Consider the following 7,812-nt stretch of genomic DNA (forward strand, 5'->3'; position numbering starts at 1 on the left):
CCTTAAAAACACCGATAATTCCCTATATTAAGACACGCTAGCCTATTTACAGCGCACGACTCTGGACATTATTTAATGGAAATCAAAGTAAATTTTCTCGACAATCTTAGACTTGAAGCCAAGTTTGATGATTTTACCGTCACGGCCGATCAGCCTATTCGTTATAAAGGCGATGGCTCAGCACCTAGTCCATTCGATTACTTCTTAGCGTCTTCAGCACTTTGTGCGGCTTATTTCGTCAAGGTGTACTGTAAAGCGCGAGACATTCCAACTGATAATATCCGTCTGTCACAGAACAATATTGTCGATCCAGAAGATCGCTACAACCAGATTTTCCAAATTCAGGTAGAGCTGCCTGATGATATTTCTGAAAAAGATAAAACCGGTATTTTGCGGTCTATCGATCGCTGCACGGTTAAAAAGGTGGTTCAGACTGAGCCTGAGTTCAAAATTGAAACCGTTGATAACCTCGACACTGATGCTAATGCAATGTTGATGGGGCAGGCCGATACCGATGCTAGCACCTATATATTGGGTAAAGATTTGCCACTTGAACAAACCATTAGCAATATGACGAGCATGCTGGCTGATTTGGGGATGAAGATTGAGATCTCCTCATGGCGCAATATTATCCCTAATGTTTGGTCGCTGCATATTCGTGATGCCGCTTCGCCAATGTGTTTTACCAATGGTAAAGGTGCAACCAAAGAAAGTGCACTGTGTTCAGCGTTGGGCGAATTTATAGAACGTTTAAACTGCAACTTCTTTTACAACGATCAATTTTTCGGTGAAGAGGTAGCTAACAGTGACTTTGTTCATTACCCTAATGAAAAATGGTTTGCGCTGGAAGAGGATGATTCATTACCCGCTGGCATTTTAGATCAACACTGTCTTGAGATTTATAATCCAGATGGCGAGCTTGCAGGCTCAAACCTGATAGATACTAACTCAGGGATGATTGAGCGTGGGATCTGCTCAATTCCTTATGTACGCCATTCCGATGGCGAGACGGTGTACATTCCATCTAATCTTATTGAAAACCTTTTCTTAAGTAACGGCATGAGCGCAGGCAATAACTTGGCAGAAGCTAAGGTTCAATGCTTATCAGAGATTTTTGAACGTGCGGTTAAAAGACAGATTATTGAGCAAGAGATTGTATTACCTGAAGTGCCTAGGTCTGTACTAGAGAAGTATCCTAGTATCTTAGTGGGTATTGAAGGTCTTGAAGCGCAAGGCTTCCCTGTAGTTGTTAAAGATGCGTCTCTTGGTGGTCAATTCCCAGTCATGTGCGTGACCTTAATGAACCCACGTACTGGCGGCGTTTTTGCGTCATTTGGTGCTCACCCAAGTTTTGAAGTCGCGCTCGAACGAAGCCTAACGGAGCTTTTGCAAGGTCGAAGCTTTGAAGGCCTGAATGATGTACCAAAGCCGACGTTTGATAGTATGGCTGTGACTGAACCAGAAAACTTTGTTGATCACTTTATTGACTCCACTGGCGTTATCTCATGGCGCTTCTTTAGCAATAAATCTGATTATGATTTTTGTGAATGGGATTTCTCTGGTAGTAACGATGAGGAAACTGAGAGTCTGTTTGGGATCTTGGCTGAGATTGGTAAAGAGGCTTACATTGCTGAGTTTGATCAGCTCGGCGCGTCAGTTTGCCGCATCTTAGTACCGGATTACTCAGAGGTATACCCAGTTGAAGATCTTATCTGGGATAACACCAACAAATCACTGCATTACCGTGAAGATATTCTTAATCTGCATCGTTTAGATGAAGAGGCATTGGCTGATTTGGTTGAGCGACTTGAAGAGAGCCAACTCGATAATCAAACTGATATACCGACTTTAATCGGTATTGTATTTGATGAAAATACACCTTGGGGCCAGTTAACGATTGTTGAACTTAAAATCCTTATCTACTTAGCTCTGGGTGAGCTAGAAGATGCCATGGAGTTGGTGGCTGAATTCTTACAATACAACGATAATACGGTTGAACGCGGCTTATTCTATCAAGCTGTGAGCGCTGTACTTGAAGTCGCTATGGACGAAGAGCTAGAACTTGAGCACTTTATTCACAACTTTAATAGAATGTTTGGTAAAGAGGTGATGGAAAACGTTGTCGGGTCAATTAACGGCGACGTTAAGTTTTATGGGTTAACTGAAACCAGTATGGACCTCGAAGGGATCGAACCGCATTTAAGGTTGATTGAAAGCTACAAGAAGCTGCATAAGGCACGTAAAGACAACATGTAAGCTAATCGCTTACTCGGTTAATATGTTGTCTATTGAGCCCATCTTTTGATGGGCTTTTTGTTTCTAGCTTTCGATAAACGCAAACTGATTGTTAGCATTGTTCAAGGAGTACTGTCCCATTACAAACTGTAATCAATATCATGCTTATCACTGTGATTTACTGGTTAGGCTTAACGCTGTTAGCTCCGCCGAAAATGCGAGGACGATGGCGAGATTTTTCAACCATGAAGTCAATTTCATTGGTGTTAAAGCGCCAATGATTAAACAGGTTGTGCAAGAGTTTCAAGCTGAGCAGGCACAGTTAGACGCAAATGAGTATTTAGCCTTAACAGAGCACATTCTTGAGCATGCTAAGTATACCGAAGAGGTTTTACTGGCATTTGGACTGATTAATAAATTTGTCAAACGCCATTATGAGGATGATCTGTTACAGCGTTTTGAGTACTGGCTGGAGCATTATGTGTCTAACTGGTCTCATGTTGATGATCTGTGCATAAAAACCATCTATCAGTTTTTGCTTGCAAGACCTCATTTGATTGAATCCACTCAAGCCTGGTCGAGATCGACTAACCCCTGGTGCCGTCGTGCTGCAAACGTAGTGTGGGTCAAGTTTATTAAGCGCAAGATGGGTACAAGCACTTTTATGCTGCCAAAAGCGCTTATATTTGAAAACTGCGATCGCTTACTTAAAGATGAAGACCCCTTTGTACAAAAGAGTGTCGGCTGGTTGCTTAAAGTCGCTGCAGTAGAGCATGAAGAGGATGTTATTAGGTATCTTAAAACCAATATTAATAGTATGCAGCGTGCCACTTTACGTTACGCCATAGAGAAACTCGATCCTTGTATACGTATGCAGTTGCTCTGCTTTACAGGTAAGGATAAAGAGTGAAAACATTACTGCGGTTTATTGCGATAACGCTAGCTGCATTAGCCATTACCATTTTAGTGTTGTTTGTGATGGCTAGCCTTATCAATATGCAGATCCCTGAAACCGCCGCTAGCACGATAGTTTGTTTTGGTTAGCAGGAACGACTATTGGTATTAAAAAAGCCATTTGAAAGTTCAAATGGCTTGTTAGTTTTAGCTATTGCACAGCACAGGGCGGTTTAATGACTAAGCTTTCTTTGCTAGTGCTTCCGCTTGGCTAGACATGTACTCATTAAAGGTACCGTGGAAGTTAATTAGCTTCTGATCCCTGACATCAATGATGTGAGTCGCTAGTGACGAAACAAACTCCCTGTCGTGGCTAACGAATATCAAAGTACCTTCAAACAATTTAAGCGCATTGTTTAACGCTTCAATTGCTTCCATATCCATGTGGTTGGTTGGCTCATCCATAACCAGTACGTTGATGTCCATCATCATTAATTTACCAAACAATAGACGGTTTTTCTCACCACCAGAGCAATTGCGTGCTTTCTTGTTAGCATCGTCTTCGGTAAACAACAAACGACCTAACATACCGCGTACCATTAAGTCATTGTGACGCGGTGTACGCCATTGAGACATCCAATCAAATAACGTTAAGTCATTATCAAAATCTTTGTTACTGTCTTGTGGGCAATACCCAATAGCTGCATTTTCAGACCATTTAATCACGCCTTGCTTATTCGCCAGTTCATTGACTAAGCAGCGTAGTAGGGTCGTTTTACCAACACCGTTCTCGCCAATTACTGCGAGCTTTGCACCAGCTTCTAAGATCAGCTCACCACCTTCAAAAAGTAGCTCACCATCAAAACCGTGGCCCAACTCTTCAATGACCAATGCCTGACGATGCATCTTCTTACTTTCATCAAAACGTAGAGAAGGTGTCATACGGCTTGAAGACTTAACTTCATCGAGAGATATTTTTTCAAGCTTCTTTGCCCGTGAACTGGCTTGCTTTGCTTTTGAAGCATTGGCGCCGAAACGGTTTACGAAATCTTGTAGCTCAGCCATTTCAGCACTTTTCTTGGCGTTACCTGCAAGCAGCTGCTCTTGAATCAGTCCTGCCGCTTCAAGGAAGTATTCGTAGTTACCAGGGTAAATCCGTAGCTCACCGTAATCGATATCAGCCATATGCGTACAGACGGTGTTTAAGAAGTGTCTGTCGTGAGAGATGATGATCATGGTGCATTTACGCTTGTTTAGCTCTTCTGCTAACCAACTAATGGTATGGATATCCAAGTTGTTGGTAGGCTCGTCGAGTAACAAAATATCAGGGTTGGAGAATAGTGCTTGTGCAAGCAATACACGCAGTTTTTTACCTGGTGCAACCTGGCTCATTAATCCGAAGTGGTATTCTTCTTCAATACCTGCTTCAATAAGGATCTCACCGGCACGGCTTTCTGCACTATAGCCATCCATTTCAGCAAACTCACTTTCAAGTTCACCAACTTTCATGCCATCCTCTTCACTCATCTCTGGCAAAGAGTAAATGCGTTCACGCTCCTGCTTTACTTCCCAAAGTTTCGGGTCACCTTGAATAACGGCATCAATAACACTGTACTGTTCGAATGCAAATTGATCTTGGCTTAGTGTACCGACCTTTTGACCTGGAGTAATTGAAACATTTCCGGAAGTAGGCGCAAGCTCACCACTTAAGATCTTCATGAAAGTTGATTTACCACAGCCATTTGCCCCGATTAAACCATAACGGTTACCGTTGCCAAATTTTGCGGAAATGTTTTCAAACAGTGGCTCTGGGCCAAACTGCATGGTGATGTTTGCGGTAGAGATCAATGGAATATCCTGAAGGTTAAAGTAATTAAAGCTAAGCAGTTAACCGCTAGCCTAAAAAAGCATGGGTTTGCCAAGGTAAAACAGCCGCGGATTATACAGACATAGGCGGTTATATGTCGAGCAACCATAGTGGAAATCCATCAAATAAGACTGTTTTGAGTGCTTTTGTCTACTATATTGCTTGGCAAACGAATTTGAAGCGGGTGATAAGGTCATTTTCTTGTTATTATTAACAGATTATTTAGGCCGTTGCTAAAATGGCCTTGTTAGTTAGCTAACGCTCGGTACATTATCAGTGATTTTTTGGACGCCCCATGATTGAACGCCCCATGCTTGAACATCAAAAGAACAACCCTTTGCACGGTCTTAAATTAGAAACCATGCTAACAGAGCTTATTAAGTTTTATGACTTTAAGGTGCTCTATGCTGCACTTCGATTAGAATGCTTTAACTTGAATCCAAACATGGATGCATGTATTAAGTTTCTAAAGAAAACGGAGTGGGCCAGAGAACGGGTTGAAGGCTTTTATCTTTATCGCTTTAAGCGCATGCCTAAAGGTAGTGAGCAGCAAATGGAGATGAAGCCAAGAGAACGTGGTTACGCTAATGGGATAGTGCCTCGTCAGCCGCAGAAATTAACCGTTGAATTAGTTGCAGAGATGCGTGAAAAAGCACAAGAGAATTATAAAGCGATGAAGAAAAGTGGTCAGCGACCACGTTATGGCAAGGATAAGCCAAAAGCGCAAGATTCCTATGCACAAAACAAACGTTCAGCTGCTAAAAAGGCTGCACCTTCACAGGATCCATCTAACCCTTGGGGTAAGTAACAAAACGCTTGTTAAAAGCTTTTAATACCAATCAGTATAAGTAGTTGTTCTACTCAGAGTGTTTTTGGCGAACTAATTCAAGACGGGTAAATGACACAATGGTTATTCCCTTATGAGTTTATTCAACGCAGAAGTAGGAAGCCAAAAACACTCCTTACAGGCGAGTTTTAGTGGCTTTGATGCTGTGTTAATGAACTTGAATGTAGAATAACTATGTTCTTCATTCATTGCGAACCTCATGGCCTAGTATGTTCCTGACATGCTTAAGGCATTCCCTCCATCCCTGGAGGTCAGATGTGGTGAATGTCATTAATGCAGGAGCATTTAATGACCTTACCTCAAAGCCGCTAAACTCTCGCTGAGCGATCAAATCTTTATACTGATTGGTATAATGTGGCATACAAGACGGATTTATCCATTGTTTTGCGGGTGTATAGACTTGAGTCGCAGTTGGTTTATGACGTTAACCATAAACCAACTGCTATGAGTTAGAGGTTTTCTACTTTTTCAAAACGCCCGTTCTTTAATGAATATTGTCAGCTTATTAATTTCAGTGCTAATAAGACTCTTTATCGGGCAGGGTATAAACCTAAATCCTTACTGCTCTCTTCCAAGTGCGCTATTAGAACCGAATGTCAGGATCTACTGAGGAAGAAGATTGAAGTTGGAGTGGATAGTGGAGTTACACCAATTGGTATAATTCGTTCTACTCAGAGTGGTTTTTTAAGTGCTAATTCTAGGCGGATAATTGACATAAAGATGGGTCCCTTATGAGTTTCTTCAATGATCAAGTAGAAAGCTAGAAACCCTCCTATATGAGCTTGCTCTTCACTTACTGTAAACCACATGACCAAGCTTGTTGCTGACATGCTTAAGGCATTCACTACATCTAGTCAGATGTGGTGAATGTCACTCATGCATTGTCGTAAATAACTAATTTTCCTCCTTAAGCTACATAGCTTAAAGAAGGTGGTTAATACCAATTGTATTAAAAGTTTGACCATTCAGTGGCAACTCTAAACGCTGTAGGCAAGTAGTTGGATTTGAGCTTATCGTTATTCTCGGCTCTGGCATCCTGCTTCGCTCTCGTTATTGCTGCTACATTATTCTACCTGCGACCATCCTTTGTCTCGTACCTCCTAAATCTGACCACTAAGGAGAGCCGGAATGTCATCTTTCGTATGAAAAAAATAGACCATTTAGTCGTATATCCAAATGCCATAGCTAAGCGCATATAGTGTTTTGTGAATTTTTTACCATAGCCGCACTACGTGAGCCGCCAGTCTTTCCACTTCTACTTTGCATTGGCTTAAGAGAAGGGAATAACCATTCCTTTACAAATGTGCTTTGAATTGAAAAGACGGAGGGGTTCTGAGCAGCTCAAATAATTAATGCAATTGGTATAAAGGGGATTACAGAAGCTGAATTTCAGGCACAAAAAAACCAGCTTTCGCTGGCCTACTACTTAATTATAAATTGGTTGCGGGAGCTGGATTTGAACCAACGACCTTCGGGTTATGAGCCCGACGAGCTACCAAACTGCTCCATCCCGCGTCCGTAATATATCTAAGTTAATAATTGTTTTAATTCTATTAATAAAGAATTGGTTGCGGGAGCTAGATTACTTTTTTAAAAGAGCAGGGCAACGAACTTCGCCAAGCTGTAATAAAGAGTTAAGTCCGAGTAGCTTTTATACTGCTCCATTCCGCGTCCGTAATATATCTAAGTTAATAATTTTTTTAATTCTACTATTAAATAATTGGTTGCGGGAGCTGGATTTGAACCAACGACCTTCGGGTTATGAGCCCGACGAGCTACCATACTGCTCCATCCCGCGTCCGTGTAAACGCTATAGTTGTTTTAATTCTACTAATAAAGAATTGGTTGCGGCAGCTGGATTACTTTTCTAAAAGAGCAGGGCAACGACCTTCGCCAAGCTTTAATAAATAGTTGAGTCCGAGTAGCTTTTATACTGCTCCATCCCGCGCCCGTGTAAACGCTATAGTTG

5 protein-coding genes and 2 tRNA genes are annotated in these 7,812 nt (G+C 41.7%); 4 read left to right on the forward strand and 3 right to left on the reverse strand.

Going from position 1 to position 7,812, the window contains the following annotated elements; all coding sequences use genetic code 11:
* The first annotated feature begins 75 nt into the window (after nt 1–75).
* The 3 genes from AB4135_RS17040 to AB4135_RS17050 all read left to right on the forward strand — a co-directional run bounded on the left by AB4135_RS17040 (nt 76) and on the right by AB4135_RS17050 (nt 3,279).
* A complete protein-coding gene (locus AB4135_RS17040; protein WP_371994663.1) occupies nt 76–2,256 on the forward strand; it encodes an OsmC domain/YcaO domain-containing protein in 2,181 nt (726 codons plus the stop codon).
* 97 nt (nt 2,257–2,353) lie between these two features.
* Nucleotides 2,354–3,145: a DNA alkylation repair protein gene (locus AB4135_RS17045; RefSeq protein WP_371994668.1), complete on the forward strand. Its 792-nt coding sequence runs from the start codon at nt 2,354–2,356 to the stop codon at nt 3,143–3,145.
* Nucleotides 3,142–3,279: a hypothetical protein gene (locus tag AB4135_RS17050; RefSeq protein ID WP_371994664.1), complete on the forward strand. Its 138-nt coding sequence runs from the start codon at nt 3,142–3,144 to the stop codon at nt 3,277–3,279. Before AB4135_RS17045 ends, AB4135_RS17050 begins: the two co-directional genes overlap by 4 nt.
* Nucleotides 3,280–3,369: 90 nt before the next feature.
* Here AB4135_RS17050 and AB4135_RS17055 read toward each other — a convergent pair whose 3' ends face one another.
* Nucleotides 3,370–4,977, reverse strand: a complete 1,608-nt coding sequence (locus tag AB4135_RS17055; protein ID WP_371994665.1) for an ABC-F family ATPase — start codon at nt 4,975–4,977, stop codon at nt 3,370–3,372.
* Nucleotides 4,978–5,306: 329 nt separating this feature from the next.
* Between AB4135_RS17055 and AB4135_RS17060 the strand changes: the two genes are divergently transcribed.
* The gene (locus tag AB4135_RS17060; RefSeq protein ID WP_371994669.1) at nt 5,307–5,804 is read left to right on the forward strand and encodes a VF530 family DNA-binding protein; all 498 of its coding nucleotides are present in this window, start codon (nt 5,307–5,309) and stop codon (nt 5,802–5,804) included.
* Between the two features lie 1,477 nt (nt 5,805–7,281).
* On the opposite strand, the gene AB4135_RS17065 is transcribed toward AB4135_RS17060, so the two are convergent.
* Nucleotides 7,282–7,358, reverse strand: a tRNA-Met gene (locus AB4135_RS17065).
* Nucleotides 7,359–7,564: 206 nt separating this feature from the next.
* Nucleotides 7,565–7,641: transfer RNA gene (locus AB4135_RS17070), tRNA-Met, on the reverse strand.
* Between the last annotated feature and the right edge of the window lie 171 nt (nt 7,642–7,812).

This window comes from Shewanella sp. 10N.286.54.B9 (genome assembly GCF_041468565.1).
In the GTDB taxonomy this organism is placed as follows: domain Bacteria; phylum Pseudomonadota; class Gammaproteobacteria; order Enterobacterales; family Shewanellaceae; genus Shewanella.

Coding starts and splice junctions, on each gene's coding strand:
- AB4135_RS17040 (WP_371994663.1), top strand. CDS start 76: ATGGAAATCAAAGTAAATTTTCTCGACAATCTTAGACTTGAAGCCAAG.
- AB4135_RS17060 (WP_371994669.1), top strand. CDS start 5,307: ATGCTTGAACATCAAAAGAACAACCCTTTGCACGGTCTTAAATTAGAA.